The sequence below is a fragment of the Stenotrophomonas sp. GD03958 genome (assembly GCF_029839005.1).
In the GTDB taxonomy this organism is placed as follows: domain Bacteria; phylum Pseudomonadota; class Gammaproteobacteria; order Xanthomonadales; family Xanthomonadaceae; genus Stenotrophomonas; species Stenotrophomonas hibiscicola.
Window position 1 is genome coordinate 24,982 of record NZ_JAOBZT010000027.1, and the last position, 23,010, is coordinate 47,991.

The window sequence follows — 23,010 nt, forward strand, 5'->3', positions numbered from 1 at the left end:
TGAATGCCGTGCACATCGTGGACACGGCGCGCTCACTGCCGCCAACAGCGTGCGTAGAGAGACTGCAGGTGCGGCGCGCGCCGCCCCCCCGGTAGTGTCGGCCGCTGGCCGGCAGCCCCGTTCCCTCCCGAGGAGACCTGCATGGCCACCACCAAGAAGACACCCGCCCGCCGAAAGGCATCGCCGAAAGTGCGTAAAGGCAGCACCCCGGCCAAGGCGGTCGCCGACCCCGATCGCCCGCGAGTAGTGAAGACCGCGACCCGCAAGGCGGCCGCCAGCGATCCGCGGGCAGCACGCGTCGCGGCCCGGCAGCGGCGCCTGCAGGACCAGGAGAAGGCCAAGGACGCCCGGGCGGCCAGCAAGGCCACGAAGAAGACCGCGACCCAGGCCGGCGCACGGCGCCAGCCGGAGGCGATGCCGGCGCAGCAGCTGGCCAAGCCTGGGCATGAGCACGAACTGGAGCTGGCGCCCCGCTTCCTTGCACCCGACTACGCGGGCAGCGGCAAGCTGCAGGGCATGCGTGCGATCGTCACCGGTGGCGACTCCGGCATTGGCCGTGCGGTGGCGGTGCTGTTCGCACGCGAAGGCGCGGACGTGGCCGTGCTGCACCTGGACGAGGCCGAGGACGCGGACATCACCCGCCAGCACGTGGAGCGCGAAGGCGGTCGCTGCGTGGTGATCGCCGGTGACGTGCGCGATCCGCGCTTCTGCGACAAAGCGGTGAAGCAGGTGGCCAAGGCGTTCGGCGGCATCGACATCCTGGTCAACAACGCCGCGTTCCAGCTGCACTGCGAGCGGCTGGAAGACCTGGAAGACGCGCACCTGCAGGAGACCCTGCAGACCAACATCGGCGGTTACATCCAGATGGCGCGCGCGGTGCTGCCGCATCTGGGCGAGGGCGCCAGCATCATCAACACCGGTTCGGAAACGGGCATCTTCGGCAGCAAGGCGCTGATCGACTACTCGGCCACCAAGGGCGCGATCCATGCGTTCACCAAGTCGCTGGCCAGCCAGCTGCTGCCACGTGGCATCCGGGTGAACTGCGTGGCGCCGGGGCCGGTGTGGACGCCGCTGAACCCGGCCGACAAGCAGGCCGAGGACGTCGCCCAGTTCGGCAAGGACAGCGACATGGGCCGGCCCGCACAGCCGGAGGAACTGTCGCCGGCCTACGTGTTCCTGGCCTCTCCGGCCTGTGCCAGTTACATCAGCGGGGTGATCCTGCCGGTGATGGGCGGTCCACGGGGGTGAGACGGGGCTGCCGGCCGCTGGCCGGCAGCCTCAAGGCGCGGTCACCGCAGGCGCATAGAAATCGGCAATGCGTGGAATGAACTGCTGTGGATTGGCACCGACCAGGTTGGTCAGCACCACCACCGCCACGCCGCGCTCGGGATAGACCACGAACGCCGCACGCGCACCGCCGATACCTGCCACCTGCAGGTCGGGCGATGCGCGCAGTACCGGCCAGCCCCCCGCCCACGGGCCGGCACGGCCATCCGCCAAGCGCTCTGCGCTCCACATCCGCCGCAGGGCCGCCTCCGGCAGCAGGCGGCCTTCGGTCAGCGCGGCCAGCCAGCGCGCGGTGTCGTCGGCGGTGGTGAGGATGCCGCCACCTGCCCACAGCGAAGGCGGTATGTCGTAGAACCAGTGCGACAGGCGCGGCGGTGCATCGGCCGCGTCGGTGGCACGCGGGGCCAGGCTGTACATCGTCGCCGCATCCGGAATCAGGTCGTAGCTGTCGCCGAAGGTGGTGCGTGCCATGCGCGCGCTGCTGAACTGGCCGGTGGCGAGGAAACGTTCGTAGGGCATGCCGGATTGCTTCGCGATGATCCGTGCCAGAAGAACGTAGTTGGTCTGGTTGTAGGCGAAGCGCTGCCCGGGCGCTGCTTCGAGTGGCCGGGTCGTCACCGCCGCCCATGCCTGTGCTTCGGAACCACCGCCCAACAGCCCGTTCGCATCAAGGATGTCCGGAAGGCCGGAGGTATGCGCCAGCAGCTGGTGTACGCGTACGTCTCTCCACGCTGGTGGAAGATCATCCAGGTAACGTGAGGCCGGCGCGTCCAGATCCAGCTGCCCCTGCTGAGCCAGCTGCGCGGCGGCTACGCCGGTGAACGCCTTGGTGGCCGAGTTGAGCGGGAAGCGGGTGTGGCGCGAGGCAAGCACGCCGTTCTCGACGTTGGCCAGGCCGTAGGCTTCAGACAGCACGATCTGCCCGTCCTTGACCACCGCGACCTGCAGCCCGGGGATGCGCTGCTGCATCATGATCTGGCGGATCAGGCGGCGGGTCTGGTCGTTGGCATGGTCCTGGCTGGCAGAGACGGCGGTGAAGGGCAGGGCACTGATGAGCATGAGCACGACTCGGAGCATTGGACGGAACATGCGGAATTCCAGCGGGCGTTGCGGATCGGATGCGGACAGCGCGCCAAAGGTTTAAGTGCTCGGCGCCGCTACCGTTCGTCGGCCCATGACTTCCGGGGGGTTGACTACAGCTGTCGTCAAGCTGACAGTGGCGACACGTGTAGTCAAGGGAGTGGTGTCATGCGTGGCAAGACCATCGGGGACCAGGAGCTGGCCCTGCTGCAGTACATCGATGAACATGCGCCGGCCAGCGTCGGCGAGGTCGCCAGTGGATATGGAGAGGCCCGAGGCCTGGCCCGTTCCACCGTGCTGACGATGATGGAGCGGCTGCGGGCGAAGGGGTATCTTCAGCGCCGGCAGCAGGACGGCGTCTACCGCTACCAGGCCACCCGTGGCCCGCAGAGCGTGCTGCAGGGTGCCGTGGCCCAGTTCGTCGACAACACCCTGCAGGGCTCGGTGTCGCCGTTCGTGGCCTACCTGTCGCAGCGCCAGCAGGTCAGCGACAACGAACTGGCCGAGCTGGAAGCGCTGGTCGCCCAACTCCAATCGCGTCGCCACGAGGGCTGAGCCATGGACACCACGATGCTGATCCCGATGCTGGAACGGCTGGGCTGGACCAGCCTGCAGACCGTACTGCTGGTGGCGCTGGTGTACGGCCTGTGCCGCGTGCTGCCGTCGCTGTCGGCGGCCACCCGCTGCCGCCTGTGGTGGCTGGTCTCGCTGCAGGCCGTGCTCGGCCTGTTCTGGAGCCAGCCGTTGCAGTTGCCCTGGCTGCCGGCCCCGCAGGCGGTGGCGATGACCGCAACCGACGTGGCCGCTGACATGGTCTACCCGCTGGCCCCGGAGGCCTCGGCACAGTTGCTGGCCGCGATGCCGATGCCTGCAGCGGACGTGCCGGCAGTGGCGTGGTGGGCCGTTGCACTGGCTGCGCTGTGGGCATCCGGCGTGCTGCTGATGGCGCTGCGCACCTTGGGTGAGTGGCGCCGCTGCCGCGCACTGCTGGCTGCGGCCTATCCCTGCGAGGACGAGGCGCTGGTACAGGCGCTGCAGCTGGCCTCCGATGCGCACGGCGTGCGTCCTGCGCCGCGGTTGTGGATGAGCACGCAGGTGGACGCACCGCAGCTGGTCGGGCCGTTCCGCCCGGTGCTGCTGCTGCCGGCCGGCGACAATGCCCTGCAGGGCGATGCGCTGGACCTGGCCCTGACCCACGAACTGCAGCACCTGCAGCGGCGTGACCTGCAATGGGGCCTGCTGCCTGCACTGGCCCAGCACCTGTTCTTCTTCCACCCGCTGCTGCGCCTGTCGGTGCGTGAATATGCACAGGCGCGCGAGGAAGCGGTGGATGCAGCGGTGGTTGGCCAACATGGCGCCAGCCGCCAGGCCTATGGCCGCCTGCTGCTGCAGTTGGGCGTGGCCCCGCAGCCGCATCTGGGCGTGGCCAGCGCCGCACCGAGCACCACCAGCCTCAAGCGTCGCCTGCTTTCGCTGCAGTCGCCCCGGTCCTGCCCGCGTCTGCTGGCGGTGGCGCTGACCGCTGCGGTGGTGGTGGTGGGCGTGGCGCCGATGCGGCTGGTCGCAGCGCCGGTGCCGCCCGCCCCGCCCGCCCCTCCGGCCGCGCCGAAGGCCGTGGCGCCGCCACCGCCTAAGGCCCCGGAAGCACCGTCCGCACCGCCGGCGGCCGCGGCTGCCCCAGCGGCACCTGCCGCACCGGCAGCCCCGGCCGAACCTGCTGACGCGACCGGGCCCGACGATGCCGACGTGGCCGACGTCGACGATGCCACCGGCATGGCCGAAGACGATGAAGGCACGGCGTCGGCCGCCCGCTCCATCACCACCTACGGCCGCCTGGACCTGGGCAAGTCGCCCCGGGAGGCTTTTGTGCTGGTCGATGGTGATTCGACTTTCGCCAACGGCGGCATGGACGACGTGACGGTGGCCCGCAGGCAGCTCGGCAAGGGCCCGGCGCTGTGGTTCCGCCAGGGCGACAAGCGCTATGTGGTGCGCGACCCGATGCTGATCCAGAGCCTGCAGCGTGCCTACAGTGGTGCCGCAGAGCTGGGTCGCCAGCAGAGCGAACTGGGCCGCCAGCAGAGTGCGCTGGGCCGCCAGCAGGGCGAACTCGGCAGGCAGATGGGTGAGATGAGCCGCCTGCAGGGCGAGGAGTCGCGCCGCATCGCACTGATTGCCGCCGAGGCTGCACGCAATGCGATGGCCGCCCACGACATCAACCGTGAGGCCGCCGCGGAAGCGGCGAAGGCAGCGCGCGGTGCAACCGGCGATATGGCCGTTGCGCGTGAGGCTGCACGCGAGGCCGCCGCCGAGGCACGTCGTGCGATGCAGGAAGCCCGCGGCGAGGCCACGCAGTCCGGCCGCACCCGTGACATGCGGCGTCTGGCCAACCAGCAGTCTGAACTGGCCAGCCGCCAGGCGGCACTGGGCAGCCAGCAGGCCGCGCTGGGCGAGCGCCAGGCACGCGTGCATGCGCAGGCATCGCAGCAGGCACAGCAGGTGATCGCGCGTGCACTGGCCAGCGGCAAGGCCGAGCAACTCTGATCGGTAGTGCCGGCCGCTGGCCGGCACTACCCCGGGTCGATCAACCGCAGCTGGCGCGCTCGATGCGGTTCTGCGCATCCACCTGCACGGTCACGCGGTCCTGGCGGAAGTCCATGGTCACCGCCATGCCTGGCTTGACCACCCGTGCACCGCGCGCGCCGCTGGCGGCCACCAGCTTCTTGATGGTGGCTTCGTCAGCCGTCTTGCCGGTGAAGGCCTCGAGCGCCTCCGGCCTGCATTCGTGCGCGGCGTCGGCCACGGGCGCTGGCGCGGGATCGGGGGCGGTGCTGCTGCCGGCGTGGCTGCAGGCGGCCAGTGGCAGGATGGCAAGCAGGGCAAGCGGATTGAGGCGCATCGTCGAGCTCCAGGCATGGATGGTGGCGGCAGTGTCACCGCTGCCACCGTCAGGGCATGTCAACGCTGCCCCGTGTCATTACTGCCCGACCAGCGCCAGTGTCTCGCGCTCGCGCTGTTCCTCGCGCACCAGCCGCTGCAGCAGCAGGGCCAGCGTCACCACGTCCTGATGATTGTGATCGGCCACCCGGCGCAGGTTCACGGCGTCACCGCCACGCAGGAAGCGCAACCATGCTCCCGGTGCCTCCGAGCCCGGCAGGTCGTCCTCGCGCACCACGCGCAGCAGCTGGCGTTCGATGGTGGACAGCCTGCAGTTCTCCCAGGTGCCGCGATAGCGCCGGCGGGTGGGGTAGAGCAGGTCCACATGGTCCAGCGCCGTGATCGGATCGCGTTGGCGCGCCAGCCGGTAGCGCGCCTTCAGAAGCGGCGCATCGTAGCTGCGGCCGTTGTAGCTGCAGAACACGGTGGAGGGCTGCAGCCAGCTGGCGAAAGTGGCCAGCATCGCTTCTTCCGCAGCCATGGTGGACATCAGCAGCTGGCGGATGCGCAGGCCTTCGCCACGCTGCGGGCACACGTACCAGTCGGCCGCGCCGATCATGAAGGCACGCGTGCCGGTGCCACCGGCCAGGCCGGTGGTCTCGGTATCGAAGAACAGCAGGTCGCGCGCAGCTACGTGCTGGTCCTCGCGCTTGGCGAAGGCCAATGACAGCGGGGCGGTCGGGATTGGTTGCGGCTGCAGCGATTCGATCAGGAACAGGCCCGGTGCGATCTCCTCGCCGGGCAGCTGACGATCCTGTGCGCTGGCGCGTGCCGGCGTGGTACTGCCGCGGGAGCGCAGGCCGAGCAGGCGATGCAGGCTGCCTGCTTCCGGCCGACGCAGCGGTACGGGTGCCGGTGCGGAGGCCGCAGTGCCGGTCGGCTTGTGGCGGATTTCCTGTTCGACCCAGGCGAACACCGAACGTTCGGCCGGTGGTTGCCGCGCATCGTTGGCGGCCACGGGTGCCGGTGGCGCAGGGGGCACGTCCGGCGCGGCCGGTGTGCTCGCCTTCGGGTCGCCGGCCTGCTTCCGCAGCAGGCGCAGCTTGTCCAGGCTCAGGCTCACGGTGCCAGCAACTCCATCGGCTCGCGCGTGGTGATCACCACGTCGGCCACATGCTGGCAGGCGTCGGCATCGAACAGGTCGAGCACGCGCAGCGCCAGCGTGCGCGGCGAAGTCTCATCGTCTTCCTGCGCGGCCAGCACCGGGCCCACGCAGGCCGGGCAGCCAGCCTTGCAGTCGCAGCGCTGCACCAGTTCGCGCGCGCGCTGCACCAGCTCGGTCTGGCGTTGCCACAGCGGTTCGCTGAGGCCGACACCGCCGGGGAAATTGTCGTACAGGTACACGGTGGGCACGAATTCCTGCAGCAGCTCCACTCCAGCGGGATCGCCCTCGCTGCCGCGCAGCTGGCCACGGCCACTCTGGTCGGCGATGGCGAACCAGGAACCATCGCCGTTGCCGACCGACTTCTGCAGGTCGCGCGCATCGGCCATCACCGCCACGGTGGCAACGATGTGCAGCGCGTAGGCGGCGCCGAGAAAACCATCCAGCGCATCCTGCTTGCTGGCGAACGCACGCAGCAGCAGCGCCTGAGGCAGCTGCCACCACACCGCCGTGGTGTGCAGTTCCTGGTCAGGCAGGTTCACCGGGCCGTAGCCGATGTTTTCGTGGGTGTAATAGCGGATCTTCTTGTAGCCGGCCACGCGACGCACCACGTGCACTTCGCCATGGTGCGAATCGCCACGGCCGGCCACGCCACCGTCGAAACGGTCCAGCACCTTGAGCTTGGTGAAGTCGATGCTGTCGGTGTAGTAATCCACATGCGTGCGGGTAACGTAGGCCTTGCGGCCCTCCCAGTCCAGCGTCTCCACCTGGTAGGGCGTGGACTGCACCATGTGGATGGCGCCCTCGTACAGGGTGAGTGCGGCGGCGGAATAATCGACCTCGGCGATGATCTGCTGGCGGCCATCGCTGCGGTCGACCACCACGAAGTTGCCGTCGGCCACCGCGCGCAGGCTGACCGCATTGGCGGGATAACTGTCGGCAATCCATTCCCAGCGCTCGCCTTCGCGGTGGATCACTTCGGTCTCTGCCAGAGCTTCCAGGAATACCTCCGGATCGATCGGGCCGAAGCCATCGCCAACCCGGAACGGCAGTTCGAAGGCTGCGCAGCGGATGTGGTCGAACAGGATCAGCGGCTGGTCAGGTGCAATGCGTGCATGTTCGGGCGAGGCCTCGGCGAAGAAGTCCGGATGCCGCACCACGTACTGGTCCAGCGGCTGCGAGCTGGCCACCATCACCCCCAGCGCGGGCTGCTGGCGGCGACCGGCACGGCCAAAGCGCTGCCAGGTGGCGGCCACGCTGCCGGGGTAGCCATTGAGGATGACCACGTCCAGGCTGCCGATATCCACGCCCAGCTCCAGTGCCGAGGTGCTGACGATGCCGTCGATGTTGCCGGCGCGCATCGCCCGTTCGGTCTCGCGGCGCTCGGTGGGCAGGTAGCCACCGCGGTACGCCCGGATGCGCGGCGGTTTGCGCGGGTCGTGATCGAAGATGTCCTTCAGGTACTTGGTCAGCACCTCCACCATCAACCGCGTCTGCGCGAACACCAGGGTCTTCAGCCCGGACTTGATCGCGATGCGCGCGATGCGGTTGCTCTGCGACCGCGCCGAGGCGCGCAGGCCCAGGTCCGGATTGATCACCGGCGGGTTCCACAGCAGCACCTGTTTCGGCCCGCTGGGCGCGCCGGATTCGGTGATGGCGGTGACCGGCGCCTCGATCAGCGCCTCGGCATGTGCCTGCGGGTTGCCGATGGTGGCCGAGCACAGGATGAACTGCGGTTGCACGCCGTAGAACGCGCAGATGCGCTTGAGCCGGCGCAGCACGTTGGTGACGTGGCTGCCGAACACGCCGCGGTAGGTGTGTACTTCGTCGATGACGATGTAGCGCAGGTTCTCGAAGAACTGCGCCCACTTGGTGTGATGCGGCAGGATCGCCTGGTGCAGCATGTCCGGATTGGACACCACGATGTCGCCATGCAGGCGGATCGCCTGGCGCGCATCACCCGGGGTATCGCCATCGAAGGTGAAGGCCTTGACGCCCAGATCGCCAGCACGGTTGAGTTCCAGCAGCTCGGCCACCTGGTCCTGTGCCAGCGCCTTGGTCGGGAACAGGTACAGCGCCTTGGCCTTGTCCTGCATGGCCGCGCTGACCACGGGCAGGGTGTAGCACAGCGACTTGCCGCTGGCGGTGGGGGTGACGATGGCCACGTGCTCACCACGCTGGCTGGCCTCCCAGGCCTCGGCCTGGTGGCTGTAGAGCTGCTCGATGCCGCGTGCCTTCAGGGCCGCGGCCAGGGCCGGCGGTACCGCATCGGGAATGGGGGCATAGCGGCCCTCGCGGCCGGGAATGGCAAAGCTGCCGGTGATGCGGTCCTGGTAGCGGCGCTGCAGGCGCGCGCTGAGCAGGGCGCCGTCACGGGCGGGCAGGCCATCGCGGGTGGCGAGCTTCTGCTCGGCATCGGCGGTGCGCTTGGCGAGTTCGTAGGCCATGGAAGAGGAAGCGGGGACGGATTGCGAGGGGTCACATGGCACCACATCCACGTCTCAGGATGTGAGACATCGCGCGCGAAGGGCGTGAACCGTTCATTGCCACGGGTCCGGACGCTGCGCGATGTCCGCGTCAAGCGCCTCGCTGCGGCGGAGGAACTGCACCATGGATGCCGTCCCCATCCCCCGGGGGAAATGAAGTTCGTTGCAAACTTCGGTGCCCGGTCCGCGCAGCGACGATGCGTGACACACCCTGAATGCCCCCGCCGATGCCAACGAAATCTGAAGCCCGCATCCGTATCCTTGTTCACTGGACGCAACCAACAGGGTGGATGGCTGTGGCACGACCGGGAACGCAGGGAGCACTGCTGGCCAGCCTGTTGCTGGCGGGCATCGCGCAGGCGCAGCAGTCGGTGCCTGCGTCTGGTCCTGCGCCTGCACCTCCTGTAGATGCGCCGGCCGCACCCCCCGCGCCGATCTCCACCGCCCCGCCACAGGACGGCATCACCACCTTGGGAGAAGTTCGCGCGCTCAAGCCGGATGACGAGCCGGTGGACCTGTACCGCTTCAAGAACCCGGTGAAGTTCGGCGACAACCGCTTCAGCCGTGACTGGAGCGAGCCGCCGTCGCCGGAGCAGGTCAGCATGGGCGGCGGCTACATCATGATGGGCGTGGTCAAGGGTGTGATGGCGGCAGCCAAAGGCATCAACAAACTCACCGGCGGGCCGGACCAGATCCAGGCGGCCGTGGCGCGGCCACCGCCAGAGCTCAGCGCCGAACAGCAGCAGCGCGCGCTGCGGTTCTCACAGGAGCAGGATGCCGGCGACACAGCGCCAGTGAAGTAGGCCGGTATATGCTGCTGGCAGCCCACCGGTAATGCTGTCATGTCCCTGCGTTCGTTCTGCCTGCTGGCCGCGTTGCTGCCGGCCTCCGCCTTCGCGTCCGATATCGCCGATGGCGGCGCCTGCCGCAATGGCGCATTCCCCTCCGAACAGAGCCGGTTCGCGCTGGCGCGGGTGGTCGATGTACCGCGCCTGTACCTGCTCGGCGACATGGATGGCTGCCCCGCCAAGGGCGAACCGGCCTGCCGCCAGCGCAGCTATGTGGTCAACGGCGATACGGTGGTGACCGGTCGCGACCTGGGCCGTTACCGCTGCGCGTTCTTCCCGAACAGGGTGGGTGGCAGCGCCGGTTGGGTCGACCGCAGCAAGCTGCAGGCGTTGCCGGTGGTCGTGCCAGCGCTGCAGGATTGGGCGGGCCACTGGAAAGATGGCGACAACGGCCTGCGCATCACCGTGCAGGGTGGACAACTGCACGTGGATGGCGACGCCTACTGGCCCTCCGCCAACCCCACGCCGGAACAGCGCCCGTATGGGCCGAACCTGGGCCAGGTGGAAGCGCGTGCCATACCGCAGGGTGCCGATGTCGAGTTCGCCGAGGACACGTGCCGGGTGCGCGTGCACTCGCTGGGTGAGGTGCTGATCGTGGCCGACAACAGCGAATGCGGTGGCATGAACGTGCGTTTCAACGGTGTGTACCGGCGCGCCGGAAAACGTTGAATGGCGCACGAGGATTGGGGCCAGTAGATCCACGCCACGCGTGGCTGCTGCCCGCGATTCAATCGATGCGGTCAGCGCCGCCGCTCCAGCCACCACAGCAGCGAGGCGCACAGCACGAACGCCAGCCACCACGGCCAGCGCGAGCCCGGCACGGGTTGCACCACCGACGCGTCTGCCAGCGTGCTGGCAGCCAACGCCCGCGTGGTCGCATCGATCATCACCTGTCGATGCAGCGTCGGTGCATCCTTCGGGTCGAACACATAGCGCCAGACAACGCTGTCGCCATGCTGCAGGCGTTGCCAGCCTGCCTCACGGGGCCACCAGCCGGCGCAGCGCAGCGCCGACGCCGTGCCATCGACGATCAGGGGCACGTCGTCGCCGCGTTTGTTGAAGGCCTGCAGTGGTGCCTGCACACCGCACAGCGCCTGTCGTTCACCTGCCCAGGCGATCGGCTGCGGTGACCACAGTGCATCAGCGCTGTCCTGCGCGCGTGCCAACGTGGCCACCGCGTCGCTCCAGAGTTCGCCGTGGCGGTCATCGCGGCCGGCCAGCACCCAACGCCAGCTGTCGGTGATGGGCAGCAGGCCGATGCGGCCCTTGCGGACCGCGCGCCAGCCACCGATGGCGTTGCCAGCTCGATCGTGCAGCAGTGCGCTGCCGCCCGGCGCCTGCAACGCCAGTGCTTCCAGCGAAGGCAGCGCGGCACTGTGCGAGCTGCGGTCGGCCTCTTCGCTGTAGCCGGTCGGCAATGTGCCAGCGGCGAGCGGGCCACGGCGTGCGGCGAGGATCGCGCCTTCGCCATCGCCGGGAAGTTCGAGGGGGTGGCTGCTGCCATCACCCTGCACTGGCAGGCCCAGATCGCGCAGGCGCTGGCGTGCACTGGCCGAAGGTGCGCCCGCACTGCGTACCAGCACACCCAGTCCATCGCGCAGCGCCTGGCGCACGGCGGCCAGCTGGCCCGCACTCAATGCTACGAGGCTGCGCTCGTCCAGCAGCAGCAGATCGCTGCGCGTGAGCGATGCTGCATCAATCGCCACCGCGCCATCGCCGATGCTGAGTCCGGCCCCGGTATCCGCCTGCACCTGCACACGGATGCCGGCATCGGCTGCCCAGCGGCGCAGGTACTTCAGCTCTGGCCCCGGCGCGCTGGCGCGCACCAGCAGGCGCAGCGGTGCGGACGGCAGGGTCTGCTGCGGCACCGGTAGGCTGTCCACCACATGGCCGTCGGCATCGAGCAGGCGCAGCTGGAACACGCTGCGGCCTTCGGCGCGGGCGACACCACTCAGCTGCACGCGGCCGTCGTCGGCAACCTCCGTGCGATCGACCACGCTGCCGGCCGGGTCGAGCAGTTCTGCTTTCGCTTTGGCCACGCCACGCGCCTGTGCCTGCACGTCAAAGCGGGCACCGGGTGCGACATCGGCCGGTGGTTGCAGTGCGATCCAGCCGCGCGGCTCCGGTGCGGCCTGCCAACGTACATCCGGCGGCAGCACCGTGTCGCGGTCACGTGCGGCCAGGCCTGCACCGACCAGCGTCAGCGTGGCGGCCGGATGCTGGCGCAGCGCGGTGGCCAGGTCGGGAACGCGCTGTGCGCCGGGCACATCGGCAGCTTCGGGCAACAGCAACAGCGGGCCTTCGCTGGCCGGGGGTGCGCCGGCCTTGCCGGCATCGACGCCAAGCACGACCAGCCCGCCTGCGGGCTGCTGGCGGGTGGGCGGCATCAGGCAGAAGTACAGCAGCGTGGCGACGATGACCTGCAGTGCGATCACGCTCCACCGGCGGCCAGGGTGCGTTGTGCTTCCACGCAACTGGCGCACGCTGGCGATGACCACGACCAGAGTGAGTGCCAGCGCAATCCACAGGTTCAGGCTGGTGGCGGTCATGGATGCACCTCCAGCGCATCGAGGTAGCGCTGTCCCATCGCATCGGCCGCACTGCGCCGCATCGCCTGCGGCAGTGGACGCTGCAGCGCGCGCCACAGCTGCGCACGCAGGCGCTGGCGACAGTCGATGCAGTCGGGCTCGATGCGCAGCTGCTCGATGGCCGCAGCCAGATCCAATGCATCGGGCAGGTAGGCCGCGTTGCGCTGCTGCCAGGCCGCGAGCGCATCGAGATCCGGTGCGCCGTTGTCATCACCGAGGCGCTGCCAGGCTTCAACGATGGCCGGATCGGGCGGGGTGCGCGCGGCCAATGGCAGTTCGCGACTGGCCAGTCCGGCGCGATCACCGCCCAGTCGGCGGCTTTCATCGATGGGTGGCAGCTCCGGCCCGACCCGGGCCAGGTAGATGCGCTCGGCCTGCTGCACCTGCTTGATGAAGCCCAGCGCCTTGTAGGCAAATGGCAGCGCCTGCTGCGGGCGGCCCTGGCGCAGCTCACCTTCGGCCGACCACATCTGGTCAAGCGCGGCCTTCAACGTGGCGCGGGTCTGCGGGTCGAGCAGGGTGGCCGCCTCGGCGTGGTCATGGGTGTGCCCGTATTCGGAAAGCACGTCGGTCGCGCTGCCGAACACCGGCGGGATATCTGCGTTGGCTGCACCGCCATGATCGTGGCCATGGTCGTCGTGCGCACCGGCCTGCGTGCCATGGACGTGCTCGTGATCGTCGTCGTGGCCCTCTGCGGTCGGCGCATCGCTGGTGGGCAGGTCGCTGGTCGGCGGCGGCTTTGGCGCACCTTCGCTTTCCTCGCCCAGGAACTGGCCGTAGCGCAGGCGCAGGATGCGCTGGTCGACACCGATCGCATCGCTGCGCTTCACGAAGTCCTCGGCGGCCAGGCTGCGTCGCTGCCGGATCAGCGCTTCGGCATCGATGATGATCTGCCGCTGGCTGCGGAAATACGCAGGCAGGGTCTTCTTGATGCGGCCCTCAAGCTCTGCTCCGAGCGCGACTTCGGCGCTGGGCAGGCGCAGGATCACACTGCTGCTGCGCCCGGTCTGCGGCGTGGGTGCGTGATTGTCGCGCACCTCCAGCTGGGCGATCACATCGTTGCCGGGCTGCGCGCCCAGCGACGCCAGACCAAGGGTGTGGGCGAAACGCCGCGCGGTGGCTTCGCCGCTGCCGGCAAGCGTGACGCTGCGCTTCACGAAGGTGATGTTCTCACCGCTGCCCTGGGTGGTGGTGATCGACAGCGTTGCCTGCGCCGCGACACCGTAATCGTCGCTGGCCTCGAAGCGCAGTGCCCACTGCCGTTGCCCGGGCGTGCCCAGCACCAGGCTGGCCGCGGGCTCCAGTACGCGCACGCTGGGTGCACGGTCGGCCACCACATCCAGCCGATGCAGGCGGGTCTCTGCCAGTGCCGGTTCGCTCACAACGCGGTACAGCACCGGCGTGCGTGCAATGTCCTGTGCCTGCCACTGTCCTTCGTGCTCGCTCAGTGGCAACCGACGACCATCGTGGAATTGCAGCCATGCCTTGTCCGGGGCGCGGTCGAAGCGCAGCGACCACGACAGCCGGCTGTCGGCGGCAACCTTGGCATCCAGTGCGCTCTGGGTAAGCGTGGCCTGGCCGGTGTAGGCCGGTGCATCGATGCGCAGGCGGGTGGACTGCAGGCGCAGTGGACCCGCAGCCGCCGTGCCGCCACGCGCCGGCGTGCGGGCCGGCGCGGCGCCGGGGCTGGAACGTGGCCAGCCGAATGCCAGCACAGCGACGGCCAGGCCTGCGATCCAGCTCAGCGCCAATGCCCTGCGCGGCCAGCGCGGACGCAGTTCTGGTGTCGCGCGCTCCAGTGTGGCCAGCACGTGCGTGCGCTGGCGCTGCTGCAGCGGATTGAGCGCGGTGACATCAGCGAACAGCAGGTCCGCACTGTCCTCGCTGACACCGCTGCCATCGAGCTGGCGCTGCAGCCACTGCCGGTCCAGTTGGCGGGCACGCGCAGTGGCGAAGCCCGCACACGCGAGCAGGCTGATCGTACCGACGACGCAGGCGATATCGAAACCTGCCAGACGCAAGGCCAGCACCGCCGCAGCCAGCGCCCATGGCAGGCCCAGCAGCAGGGTGATGAGCGCACGGCGGCGGCGCGCACGTTGCCAGGCGTGCTGCAGGGTATTCATGCGGCCTCCCTGCGGCAGGCGCTGCTGGCCATCCAGCGTTCCAGCGCGAACAGCAGCACGATAGCCAGCAACAGCCAAGGCGTCGGCTCACGCAGCGGTGGCGTTGCAGCAGGCAATGCGGCCCGCTGCGGTGCCTGGTCATGTGCATCGCCCAGGCGCGGAGCCGTGGGCGGCTGCAGCGTCAGCAGCAGGGCACGCGGTAGGCGCGGATCGCGCAGCGCGGCGTTGCTGGCGGCATTCCAGTCGCCCGGCAGCGACAGCAGATAGCCGTGGCCGATGCGTTGCTGCCACAGCAGCGGTGTGCCCTCGGCATCGCGCAGCAGGATGCTGGCACTGGCAGCAGGCTTGCCGGCAGTCATGACACGACCGCCGTCACGCAGCCACGCCTGCCAGTTCGCCGGCAGTGCATCGCTGCGGCTCCACACACCAATCTCGCCGCGCTCCGGCAGGGCATCCGTCGGCAGCGGAGCGAGCGGCGACGGCAGGCCCCACGCGCGCTGCACTGCGTTCAACCATCGCTGGGCGGCGGCCGGCGCATCGCTGTGCACGCGCAGACGCGGCATCGCTGCGGCACCCGGTTGCGCAGCGACCGGCATCGGCTGCGGGCGCCACTGCACCTCGCGCGACAGCTGCAGGCGAGCGCCATCCAGGTCGGGCAGGGGATCGGGAACGTGCACGGTCAATGCGGTGCCCGCAGGCAGTTGTGCGTCCAGTTCGCGCAGCAGGCTGGGCAGGGACGCCGTGGACGCAGGTGGCACTTGATCAATGGCCGGGAAGCCGGGCGCCAGCCAATGCCAGTTGCCGGCTTCGGCGGTGCCACGTAGTGCGGTCGCGTCCAGCCCTGGAGCAACGACCGTCCACGCAATGGGGGCTGGCGCAGGCCCGGTCAACGCAGGTCGTGCCAGCAGAATGGCCAATGCAGCCAGCAACAGCAGCCGCACCAGAAGCAACGGCCAGTCATCGAAGCGGATGCGCTGGCGCGGCCGGATCTGTGCACGCAGCCAGCGCAGTGCAGCGAAATCCAGTGGCGTGTACGGATGGCGCCGGGCCAGGTGGATCAGCAGCGGCAGCAGCCCTGCGGCGAGCGAGGCCAAGCCGAGCGGGAACAGCAGGGTCATGCAGCGCCCCCACGGCCAAACAGCGCCTGCAGCGGCTGGTCCAACGGTTGGTCGAGCCAGCCGGTGGCACTGGCGATGCCGCTGGCCTGCAGGCGCGCACGTAATGCGCTGCGTGCATCAGCGAAGCGCTGCAGGTAATCGGCGCGGATCGCCGCGCCGTCGCCCAACAGTTCCTCGCCGGTTTCCGGGTCGCGGAAGCGGTGGCCGGCGTCGAACGGGAAGTCGCGCTCGTCGGCGGTCAGGATCTGCAGCAGTGCCACTTCGCGGCGTGCGCTGGCCAGCTGTTCGAGCAACACGATGCCGGCGTCGTCGAAGCCATCACCGATTGCCAGCAGCAGGTCGCCCGGGCGCACGCGTTCCCACAGCGGGCGCAGGCGTTCGGCCGCAGGCCACCCACCGCGGGCCTGTAGGGCGTTCAGTTGCAGATGCACACGGTCGCGCTGGCGCGCGCCGTTCGCTGCGGGTACCAGCTGCAGGCCATCGCCACTGATTGCCAGCAGGCCAAAGCGGTCGCCCTGTTGCAGGGCCAGTTCGACCAGGCATGCGGCCACGCCGCACATGTGGTCCAGGCGCGTGCGTTGCGGCACCGCGCGATCGGCCTGGCCGGCCGAGGCGGTGGCATCGAGCAACAGCCAGACCGTGATCGGGCTTTCGCGTTCGGACTCGCGCACGAAGAAGCGATCTGAGCGGGCGTATAGCTTCCAGTCGATCTGGCGCAGTTCGTCTCCCGGCTCGTAGGCCCGGTACTGGGCGAACTCGAGGCCGGCACCGCGGCTGCGGCTGGCGTGCTGGCCGATGCCACTGGCACCGCTGGCCAGGCGCGGCCGCAGCCGCAGCAGGCGCAGGCGCGCACGCAAGTCCGGTGGCAAGGTCAGCGGGGTACCGGCGTCCACGCGTGGCTCAACCCGGGAACGGCACGGCCTGCAGCAGGGCAGCGACCACGTCGTCGGCACGCTTCTGCTCGGCTTCGGCGGCGAACGACAGCAGCAGGCGATGGCGCATCACCGGTGCGGCCAGTACCTGCACGTCCTCGCGGGTGGCGGCGAAGCGGCCCTGCAGCAGTGCGCGCGCTTTTGCCGCGAGCACCAGCGACTGGCCGGCGCGCGGACCGGCGCCCCACTTCACCCACTGGTTGATCGCCGCCGGTGCGCCTTCGCCCGGCCGGCTGGCACGCACCAGGCGGGTGATCCAGGCCAGCACATCGGGGCTGACATGCACCTGGCGCACGGCCGCCTGCAGTGCGGTCACCGCTTCGGCATCCATCACCTTCGGCACCGCGTCGGTGGTACCGCCGGTGGTCTGTTCCAGGATCTGCCGCTCCTCGTCTTCGTTGGGGTAATCCACCAGCACGTGCAGCAGGAAGCGGTCCAGCTGCGCTTCCGGCAGCGGGTAGGTGCCGGCCTGCTCGATCGGGTTCTGCGTGGCCAGCACGAAGAACGGCGCGGGCAGCGCGTAGGTGGTACCAGCGTAGCTGACGGTGCGTTCCTGCATTGCCTCCAGCAGTGCGGCCTGGGTCTTGGGCGGGGTACGGTTGAGTTCGTCGGCCAGCAGCAGGTGGGTGAAGATCGGGCCCTGCTGGAAGCGGAAGTGGCGATGGCCGGTGCCGTGGTCTTCTTCCAGCAGCTCGGTGCCGAGGATGTCGCTGGGCATCAGGTCGGGGGTGAACTGCACGCGCCGGAACTGCAGCTCCAGCGCCTGCCCGAGCGAGCGCACCAGCAGGGTCTTGCCGAGCCCGGGCGCGCCTTCCAGCAGGCAGTGGCCGCCGGCCAGCAGGCCGATCAGCAGCTGCTCGACCACGGTGTTCTGGCCCACCACTGCGCGTGCGAGCGCGGAGCGCAGATCGTGCAGGCGCGGCAGCAGGGAATCGAGGTCGGGGGAGGTCATGGGCGTGCAGGTCCTATCAGTTGTTCAACGCGTACATCACGATGTTGACGCCGAAGCGGGTGTTGTCTTCGGCCAGGAAGCGCTTGTTGCGCCAGTCGTAGTCCCACTCGCAGCCGTAGTCCTTGTTGCTGTAGAGCAGCCCCAGGCGGCCATCGACCTCGATGCCCTTCAGATAGTCGTGCACCAGGTCGTCGCCCCAGCCGTTGAGTTCGAAACTGGTGGCGGGCGGGCCGTCGGGGAAGCGGAAGAAGCTGCGGTACAGCGGGTGGCTGTTGGGCAGCTTCTGCAGTGCCTTCGGGCCGAACAGGCGGCCCATCTGCGCCTCGAACGAGGTGGCGAACAGGCCATCGATGTCGTGGTTGCAGTCGTCCACGAAGACGAAGCCGCCATTGCGCACATAGCGCACGAAGTTCTGCCGCTCGGCGGCATTGAACTCCACCAGCGTGTGGCCGGCCAGGTAGCAGAACGGCGCTTCCAGCATGCGCGGGTCGGCCAGTGCCACCACGTGCTCCTGGGGGTCCACGCGCAGCGAGGTGTAGTCGATCAGCGAGGTGATCAGGTTGGACGGCATGCGCGCGTCCACGTCCCAGTCACCGGAGTCGTACTGCAGGCGGGTGAACCAGAAGTCGTAGCGCGAACTGCGCGGGCCTGCCTGTGCCCAGGCCGGCAGCGCCGCCGCCGAAGCGGCAGCAGCCAACCAGCGCAGGCAGGCCCGGCGATCCATCAGACCGCGTCGGACAGCGAGGTGAAGGTGAAATCGCGCAGCTTCATTGGCGGGATCATCATCACGAAGCTGGATTCATCACCGGCCACGCGCACCGGCCTGCCCAGCTCTTCGATGTTGTTGAGCATGATCACCGGCGATTCGTTGAAGCGGAAGTTCTTCACCGGATGCTTGATCTGGCCGTTCTCGATGTAGAAGGTACCGTCGCGGGTCAGGCCGGTCAGCAGCACGGTCTGCGGATCGACCATGCGGATGTACCACGTGCGGGTGACCAGGATACCCTTCTGGGTGCCGCGTACCAGCTCGGCGGTGCTCTTGTCGCCACCGCTCATCAGCAGGTTGCCCGGTGAGGCCTTGGCGGTCTTGCCCTGCTTCTGCGCCCAGAATCGCGAGTAGTCCAGGTTGGCGATCCTGCCGTTCTCGATGATCGCCATGCGTTCGCGCGGCAGGCCTTCATTGTCCCACGGCAGCACCGGCGCCTCCGGATGCCACGGGTCGGCGATCATGGTCACGCGCGGGTCGTAGACCTGCTCGCCCAGCTTGTTGCCGCCACCCTTTTTTGACAGGAAGCTGCGGCCTTCATCGGCCGAGCGTGCGCTGAAGAAGTTCATCATGAAGCTGATCAGGCCTGCCGCCGCGGCCGGCTCCAAGATCACTGTGTACTTGCCCGGTTCCAGCGCCTTGGCTTCGGCCGATTCGGTGGCCTTGCGCATGGCGATGCGGATGTCCTGGTCGGCCTTGAAGTCGGCGGCATCCTTCAGGTTGCGACCGACCCAACCCGAACCGCGGCCATCTTCGGTACGCACGGTGCAGGTGTAATCGAAGTTGGTGGTGCGCTGGTAGGCGAAGTTGCCGTTGCTGTTGGCGGTCGCCTGGAAGCCCTGGCCGTCTTCGAGGAAGCCGGCGGCGATCAGGCCATGGCCACGGCACGGCGCGATTGAATCTGCGGCAACCTTGGCACGGAACGCCGGATCGATCGCGGCAGTGGATTCGCTGAAGGTGGGGCTGGCGCGGTAGCTCTGCTTGCCGATGGCCGGCATGAACTCCGGGTTCTCCGGGGCCAGGCGGGCCAGGTCTTCAGCACGGCGCACCACGCGTTCCAGCGCGGCGTCGTCGAACTCGTTGATCGAGGCGGTGCCGACGCGCTTGCCGAAGGCGACGGTGACCGCCAGCTCGGTGTTGTCGACGATGCCGCTGGTGGAGACATTGTTCAGCGCGAAACGGATGTTGCCGCTGATCGCGCCGGACAGCACGGCGGTGCACTCGTCGGCCTTGGACAGGGCGATGACCTTGTCGAGGATGGCCTTGGCCTGGGCTTCGGTGAAGATACTCATGGTGTAAGGGCTCCTGACCGATCAGCCGAGGCTGCGTGCGGTGTTGATGACGTTGATGCCGTTGAAGCGCGCGGTGGACGAACCGTGCGAGACCGCCGAGACCTGGCCCGGCTGGCCCTTGCCGTCGAAGAACGAACCGCCCAGGCGGTAGTCGCGCTCGTCGGCCACGGCGGCACAGGCGTTCCAGAATTCCGGCGTGCGGATCTGGTAGGCCACGTCTTCCAGCATGCGGGTGATCTGGCCGTTCTTGATCTCGTAGAACAGCTGGCCGCCGAACTGCGCGTTGTAGCGCTGCTGGTCGATCGAGAACGAACCGTCACCGATGATGTAGATGCCGTTCTCCACGTCCTTGATCAGGTCCGGCACGCTCAGCGGCTTCTTGCCCGGTGCCATCGACACGTTGGCCATGCGCTGGAACTGCACGCTGGACCACGAGTCGGCGTAGCAGCAGCCGTCGGACTCGGTCTTGCCGAGGATGTGGGCCTGGTCGCGGATGGTCTGGTAGTCCACCAGCTTGCCGTTGCTGATCAGGTCCCAGCGCTTGCACTTCACGCCTTCATCGTCGTATGCCACGGCGCCGAGGCTGCCCGGCTGGGTCTTGTCGGCGAAGATGTTGACCAGCTCGCTGCCGTACTGGAAACGCTGTTCGCGCTTGTCCAGGGTGGCGAAGCTGGTGCCGGCGTAGTTGGCTTCGTAGCCGAGCACGCGGTCCAGTTCCAGCGGGTGGCCGATCGACTCGTGGATGGTCAGCCAGGTGTGCGACGGATCGAGCACCAGGTCGTACTTGCCCGGCTTCACCGACGGTGCCTTCAGCTTTTCCTGCGCCTGCCGGGCGGCGGCGATGGCGTCTTCCTTCATGTCGTAGGAAGAACTGTAGTTGACCACGCCATTGGGGCTGACCACCTTGCCCGCGGCGGCACCGTCCAGGTACTCGTAGCCCAGGCCCATCGGCGAGGACAGGCCCGAACGGGTGCGGAACTTGCCGCTGGCCTTGTCGATGGCGGTGACCGTCATCGGCGCCCAGATGCGATGCACGTCCTGGTCGATGTAGGAACCGTCCGTGGAGGCGAAGTACTTCTGCTCGTTGACCAGGAACAGCATCGAGTTGACGAAGTTGGCACCGGCGCCCATTGCGGCGGCGTTGACGTCCAGCAGCAGGCCGACCTTGTCCTTGATCGGCACCTCCATCGCATTCTTGCGGATCGGCGTGCGCCAGCTTACCTCACCCACGCCCGGCGCCTTGGCCAGCTGCACCGGCGCGGTCTGCACGCCGGCATTGGCCTTGGCGATCGCGGCCGCCTGCTGTGCCGCCTTGGCCACGTCGGCGGTGCCCAGCGCATTGGTGGCGGCAAAGCCCCACGCACCATTGACGATCACGCGGATGCCGACGCCGGTGGACTCGGTGTTCACCACGTTCTGCACCTTGTCCTCGCGGGTGATCACGAACTGCCGCAGGTAGCGGCCGATGCGCACGTCGCAGTAGGTGGCACCGGCCTGGCGGGCGGCGGCCAGCGCCGCATCGGCCAGGCGCTTCTTCAGCCCCAGGTCCAGCGTGCTCTGCAGCTGTTCGGCGGCGATCACCTTGCCGAAGAAGGAGGGCACGATCAGCCCGCCCGCGGTAAGCCCGGTCAGGGCCAGGAAGTCACGTCTTTGCAAGGCTGCTCTCCATGTCGAAGGATGGGTGGCTCAAGCGCCGAGACTGCGCGCGGTGTTGATGATGTTGATGCCGTTGAAGCGGGTGGTGGACGAACCGTGCGAGACCGCCGAGACCTGGCCGGGTTGGCCCTTGCCATCGAAGAACGAACCGCCCAGACGGAAGTCGCGTTCATCGCAGATGGCGGTGCAGGCATTCCAGAATTCCGGCGTGCGGATCTGGTAGGCCGCATCCTCAACCATACCGGCGATCTTTCCATCCTTGATCTGGTAGTACAGCTGGCCGCCGAACTGCGCGTTGTAGCGCTGCTGGTCGATCGAATACGAACCGCGGCCGTGGATCCAGATGCCGTTTTCCACGTTCTTGATCATGTCCTCGACACTGAGCGGCTGCTTGCCCGGTGCCAGCGAGACATTGGCCATGCGCTGGAACTGCACGCTGGACCAGGAATCGGCGTAGCTGCAGCCGTGCGATGCATCGCGGCCGAGGATATGGGCCTCGTCGCGGGTGGCCTGGTAGTCAACCAGGATGCCGTCGCGCACCAGGTCCCAGCGCTGCGTCTTCACCCCTTCATCGTCGTAGCCGACGGCGCCGAGGCTGCCCGGCTGGGTCTTGTCGGCGAAGAAAGTGACGATGTCGCTGCCCCAGCGGAAGCCGGCATCGCGCTTGTCCAGCGTGGCGAAGCTGGTGCCGGCGTAGTTGGCTTCGTAGCCGAGCACGCGGTCCAGCTCCAACGGGTGGCCGACGTTCTCGTGGATGGTCAGGAACAGGTTGGACGGGTCCAGCACCAGGTCGTACTTGCCGGGCTTCACCGACGGCGCCTTCAGCTTCTCGCGCGCGTGGCGGGCGGCGGCGATGGCGTCTTCGACCGGGTCGTAGGAATCGCGGTAGGCGGTGATGCCGCCGGGCAGCTGGACCTTTCCACGCGCATCGCCATCGAGGAACTCGTAGCCCATGCCCATCGGCGAGGAGAGGCCGGCGCGGGTACGGAACCTGCCGCTGGCCTTGTCGATGGCGGTGGCGGTAAACGGCAGCCAGATGCGGTGAATGTCCTGGTCGATGAACGAACCGTCGCTGGAGGCGAAGTACTTCTGTTCGTTGACCAGGAACAACGTGGAATTGATGTAGTCGGCGCCCGCATCCAGCGCGGCGGCGTTGAGCGCCAGCAGCAGTTCGACCTTGTCCTGGATCGGCACCGCCATGGCGTTCTTCCGCACTGGCGTCTGCCAGCGCACTTCGCCGACCGACGGCGTCGGCGCCAGCTGTACCGGCCGGGTCTGGATGCCGGCATTGGCGCGGGCGATTGCCGCTGCCTGCTCGACCGCGGCGCGCACGGCGGCCTCGGTCTGCTGATGGGTTGCAGCGAAGCCCCACGCGCCGTTGACGATCACCCGCACGCCCACACCGGATGATTCGCGGTTGGTCACATTGCCGACCTGGTGTTCGCGGGTGATGACCGACTGGTTGAGATAGCGGCCGATGCGGACATCGCAGTAGCTGGCCTTGGCGGTGCGTGCGGCGGCCAGCGCGACCTCGGCCAGGCGCCTGCGCTGGGCGGTGTCGACCGGGGCCAGCAACTGCTCGGCGGCGATGGCACGGGAATGCGGCAGCAGCAGGCCCGCCAGGCCCAGACCGGAAAAAGCCAGGAACTCACGTCGTTGCACAGCGTTTCTCTCTCTCGCTTGCGTGCGGCCGACAATGGGTCGAGCCGATCACGTCAACTTCTCGACTTTCGCCAGCGCGGCGCGTGCGGGCAAGTGACTGCAGTCATGGTTGGGAGGGTTTCGGCAGGGCTTGCAGCCCTGCACCTGCTCAATGCAACGGCCAAAGCCAGAGCCAGAGCGGCAT

18 protein-coding genes are annotated in these 23,010 nt (G+C 68.5%); 5 read left to right on the forward strand and 13 right to left on the reverse strand.

Annotation, left to right across the window (positions count from 1 at the left end; genetic code table 11):
• The first annotated feature begins 141 nt into the window (after window positions 1-141).
• The gene (locus N5C25_RS10260; protein ID WP_251102934.1) at window positions 142-1,248 is read left to right on the forward strand and encodes an SDR family oxidoreductase; all 1,107 of its coding nucleotides are present in this window, start codon (window positions 142-144) and stop codon (window positions 1,246-1,248) included.
• 30 nt (window positions 1,249-1,278) lie between these two features.
• Here N5C25_RS10260 and N5C25_RS10265 read toward each other — a convergent pair whose 3' ends face one another.
• On the reverse strand, window positions 1,279-2,346 hold the full coding sequence (locus N5C25_RS10265; RefSeq protein ID WP_058983278.1) for a serine hydrolase domain-containing protein: 1,068 nt from the start codon (window positions 2,344-2,346) through the stop codon (window positions 1,279-1,281).
• 189 nt (window positions 2,347-2,535) lie between these two features.
• On the opposite strand from N5C25_RS10265, the gene N5C25_RS10270 reads away from it, so the two are divergent.
• Window positions 2,536-2,922, forward strand: coding sequence for a BlaI/MecI/CopY family transcriptional regulator (locus tag N5C25_RS10270; protein WP_019661969.1), 387 nt, complete (start codon window positions 2,536-2,538; stop codon window positions 2,920-2,922).
• A 3-nt stretch (window positions 2,923-2,925) separates the two neighbouring features.
• Window positions 2,926-4,908 (forward strand): M56 family metallopeptidase, encoded by a 1,983-nt coding sequence (locus N5C25_RS10275; protein WP_251102933.1) that lies wholly within the window; start codon window positions 2,926-2,928, stop codon window positions 4,906-4,908.
• A gap of 40 nt (window positions 4,909-4,948) precedes the next feature.
• Here N5C25_RS10275 and N5C25_RS10280 read toward each other — a convergent pair whose 3' ends face one another.
• The 3 genes from N5C25_RS10280 to N5C25_RS10290 all read right to left on the reverse strand — a co-directional run bounded on the left by N5C25_RS10280 (window position 4,949) and on the right by N5C25_RS10290 (window position 8,850).
• Window positions 4,949-5,263: an I78 family peptidase inhibitor gene (locus N5C25_RS10280; protein WP_279936898.1), complete on the reverse strand. Its 315-nt coding sequence runs from the start codon at window positions 5,261-5,263 to the stop codon at window positions 4,949-4,951.
• A 78-nt stretch (window positions 5,264-5,341) separates the two neighbouring features.
• Entirely contained in the window at window positions 5,342-6,364 is a 1,023-nt protein-coding gene (locus N5C25_RS10285) for a ribonuclease H-like domain-containing protein (protein ID WP_058983245.1), read from the reverse strand.
• A complete protein-coding gene (locus tag N5C25_RS10290) occupies window positions 6,361-8,850 on the reverse strand; it encodes a DEAD/DEAH box helicase (protein WP_279936899.1) in 2,490 nt (829 codons plus the stop codon). The genes N5C25_RS10285 and N5C25_RS10290 overlap by 4 nt, the downstream gene beginning before the upstream one ends.
• 329 nt (window positions 8,851-9,179) lie before the next feature.
• On the opposite strand from N5C25_RS10290, the gene N5C25_RS10295 reads away from it, so the two are divergent.
• Together N5C25_RS10295 and N5C25_RS10300 are read left to right on the forward strand one after the other, a co-directional pair.
• The gene (locus N5C25_RS10295; protein WP_279936900.1) at window positions 9,180-9,692 is read left to right on the forward strand and encodes a hypothetical protein; all 513 of its coding nucleotides are present in this window, start codon (window positions 9,180-9,182) and stop codon (window positions 9,690-9,692) included.
• Between the two features lie 39 nt (window positions 9,693-9,731).
• The gene (locus N5C25_RS10300) at window positions 9,732-10,406 is read left to right on the forward strand and encodes a hypothetical protein (protein WP_262212991.1); all 675 of its coding nucleotides are present in this window, start codon (window positions 9,732-9,734) and stop codon (window positions 10,404-10,406) included.
• A 71-nt stretch (window positions 10,407-10,477) separates the two neighbouring features.
• On the opposite strand, the gene N5C25_RS10305 is transcribed toward N5C25_RS10300, so the two are convergent.
• From N5C25_RS10305 to N5C25_RS10345, 9 genes are read right to left on the reverse strand one after another with little or no spacing between them, the layout of a single operon-like run.
• Window positions 10,478-12,286, reverse strand: a complete 1,809-nt coding sequence (locus N5C25_RS10305; protein ID WP_279936901.1) for a hypothetical protein — start codon at window positions 12,284-12,286, stop codon at window positions 10,478-10,480.
• Window positions 12,283-14,448, reverse strand: a complete 2,166-nt coding sequence (locus N5C25_RS10310; protein ID WP_262212994.1) for a DUF4175 domain-containing protein — start codon at window positions 14,446-14,448, stop codon at window positions 12,283-12,285. The genes N5C25_RS10305 and N5C25_RS10310 overlap by 4 nt, the downstream gene beginning before the upstream one ends.
• Window positions 14,445-15,566, reverse strand: coding sequence for a BatA domain-containing protein (locus tag N5C25_RS10315; protein ID WP_279936902.1), 1,122 nt, complete (start codon window positions 15,564-15,566; stop codon window positions 14,445-14,447). The genes N5C25_RS10310 and N5C25_RS10315 overlap by 4 nt, the downstream gene beginning before the upstream one ends.
• Window positions 15,563-16,459, reverse strand: coding sequence for a DUF58 domain-containing protein (locus tag N5C25_RS10320; protein WP_279936903.1), 897 nt, complete (start codon window positions 16,457-16,459; stop codon window positions 15,563-15,565). The genes N5C25_RS10315 and N5C25_RS10320 overlap by 4 nt, the downstream gene beginning before the upstream one ends.
• 7 nt (window positions 16,460-16,466) lie before the next feature.
• Window positions 16,467-17,450 (reverse strand): MoxR family ATPase, encoded by a 984-nt coding sequence (locus N5C25_RS10325; protein ID WP_279936904.1) that lies wholly within the window; start codon window positions 17,448-17,450, stop codon window positions 16,467-16,469.
• Window positions 17,451-17,466: 16 nt separating this feature from the next.
• Window positions 17,467-18,174 (reverse strand): DUF4159 domain-containing protein, encoded by a 708-nt coding sequence (locus N5C25_RS10330; RefSeq protein WP_019661956.1) that lies wholly within the window; start codon window positions 18,172-18,174, stop codon window positions 17,467-17,469.
• Window positions 18,174-19,508, reverse strand: a complete 1,335-nt coding sequence (locus N5C25_RS10335) for a TldD/PmbA family protein (RefSeq protein ID WP_279936905.1) — start codon at window positions 19,506-19,508, stop codon at window positions 18,174-18,176. The genes N5C25_RS10330 and N5C25_RS10335 overlap by 1 nt, the downstream gene beginning before the upstream one ends.
• 21 nt (window positions 19,509-19,529) lie before the next feature.
• Window positions 19,530-21,164, reverse strand: coding sequence for a TldD/PmbA family protein (locus tag N5C25_RS10340; protein ID WP_279936906.1), 1,635 nt, complete (start codon window positions 21,162-21,164; stop codon window positions 19,530-19,532).
• Window positions 21,165-21,194: 30 nt separating this feature from the next.
• The gene (locus N5C25_RS10345; protein ID WP_167692751.1) at window positions 21,195-22,826 is read right to left on the reverse strand and encodes a TldD/PmbA family protein; all 1,632 of its coding nucleotides are present in this window, start codon (window positions 22,824-22,826) and stop codon (window positions 21,195-21,197) included.
• Window positions 22,827-23,010 lie beyond the last annotated feature (184 nt).

What these genes read in the sequence shown, in the direction of transcription:
- N5C25_RS10260 (WP_251102934.1), top strand. Translation starts at nt 142, where the DNA reads ATGGCCACCACCAAGAAGACACCCGCCCGCCGAAAGGCATCGCCGAAA.
- N5C25_RS10265 (WP_058983278.1), bottom strand. Translation starts at nt 2,346, where the DNA reads ATGCTCATCAGTGCCCTGCCCTTCACCGCCGTCTCTGCCAGCCAGGAC.
- N5C25_RS10270 (WP_019661969.1), top strand. Translation starts at nt 2,536, where the DNA reads ATGCGTGGCAAGACCATCGGGGACCAGGAGCTGGCCCTGCTGCAGTAC.
- N5C25_RS10275 (WP_251102933.1), top strand. Translation starts at nt 2,926, where the DNA reads ATGGACACCACGATGCTGATCCCGATGCTGGAACGGCTGGGCTGGACC.
- N5C25_RS10280 (WP_279936898.1), bottom strand. Translation starts at nt 5,263, where the DNA reads ATGCGCCTCAATCCGCTTGCCCTGCTTGCCATCCTGCCACTGGCCGCC.
- N5C25_RS10290 (WP_279936899.1), bottom strand. Translation starts at nt 8,850, where the DNA reads ATGGCCTACGAACTCGCCAAGCGCACCGCCGATGCCGAGCAGAAGCTC.
- N5C25_RS10295 (WP_279936900.1), top strand. Translation starts at nt 9,180, where the DNA reads ATGGCTGTGGCACGACCGGGAACGCAGGGAGCACTGCTGGCCAGCCTG.
- N5C25_RS10300 (WP_262212991.1), top strand. Translation starts at nt 9,732, where the DNA reads ATGTCCCTGCGTTCGTTCTGCCTGCTGGCCGCGTTGCTGCCGGCCTCC.
- N5C25_RS10305 (WP_279936901.1), bottom strand. Translation starts at nt 12,286, where the DNA reads ATGACCGCCACCAGCCTGAACCTGTGGATTGCGCTGGCACTCACTCTG.
- N5C25_RS10310 (WP_262212994.1), bottom strand. Translation starts at nt 14,448, where the DNA reads ATGAATACCCTGCAGCACGCCTGGCAACGTGCGCGCCGCCGCCGTGCG.
- N5C25_RS10315 (WP_279936902.1), bottom strand. Translation starts at nt 15,566, where the DNA reads ATGACCCTGCTGTTCCCGCTCGGCTTGGCCTCGCTCGCCGCAGGGCTG.
- N5C25_RS10325 (WP_279936904.1), bottom strand. Translation starts at nt 17,450, where the DNA reads ATGACCTCCCCCGACCTCGATTCCCTGCTGCCGCGCCTGCACGATCTG.
- N5C25_RS10330 (WP_019661956.1), bottom strand. Translation starts at nt 18,174, where the DNA reads ATGGATCGCCGGGCCTGCCTGCGCTGGTTGGCTGCTGCCGCTTCGGCG.
- N5C25_RS10335 (WP_279936905.1), bottom strand. Translation starts at nt 19,508, where the DNA reads ATGAGTATCTTCACCGAAGCCCAGGCCAAGGCCATCCTCGACAAGGTC.